The organism is Vibrio sp. 1978 (assembly GCF_033344345.1).
This window is the reverse complement of the sequence record NZ_JAWPOP010000842.1, coordinates 1-560: the sequence shown is the minus strand read 5'-3', so window position 1 is coordinate 560 and position 560 is coordinate 1. Positions and strand designations below refer to the sequence as shown.

Genomic DNA, 560 nt, shown 5'->3' with positions numbered 1-560 from the left:
TTGCACTGCCTTTACCACGCACACGTAGTAATGGTGACTGAGCATGCAAGTTGTCCGTTGATACCACACCTTTGTTTAGTTTCAACGTCGCGGTCATCGCACTGAAGTCTGTTTTCTTCACTTCGTTGGTACTTTCAACTTTTTGCCCTTTGAATCGCGCGTAGTTTTCACGAATCAACTGAGCAACGTTGATGCCATTTACCGCACCATCAGCAAAGTTAATCACTACCGTACCAGCAAGGTTCTGTTTGATACCTGTCGGCGTCAAACTGCTACCTTGGACATTCACGTCGATGTTACCCGTACCTTCTAGCTGGTCGTTGTTAGCAACATCAATCAGTAGCGGTTGAACTTTCACACCTTTGATTGATTTTTTCACGCTGTAAGTCGCTGGCGTCTTACGTGCATCTAGTCTTGCTGTTGCTGAAATTGTGCCTTGGTACAACTTCGAGCTAAATGATGTGAGGTCAAACACACCACGATTGACAGTGAAGCTCGCTTTTACCGCTTCCATTTTCGCGTTAGCCGCTTTGAACTTATCGATGGTGATATCACCTTTG

General features: G+C 45.5%; 1 protein-coding gene. It reads right to left on the bottom strand.

From position 1 onward, the window contains the following. Positions 1–560, bottom strand: a 560-nt coding sequence (locus tag R8N49_RS29415) for an AsmA family protein (protein ID WP_318190734.1), incomplete at both ends; no start/stop codon positions are given.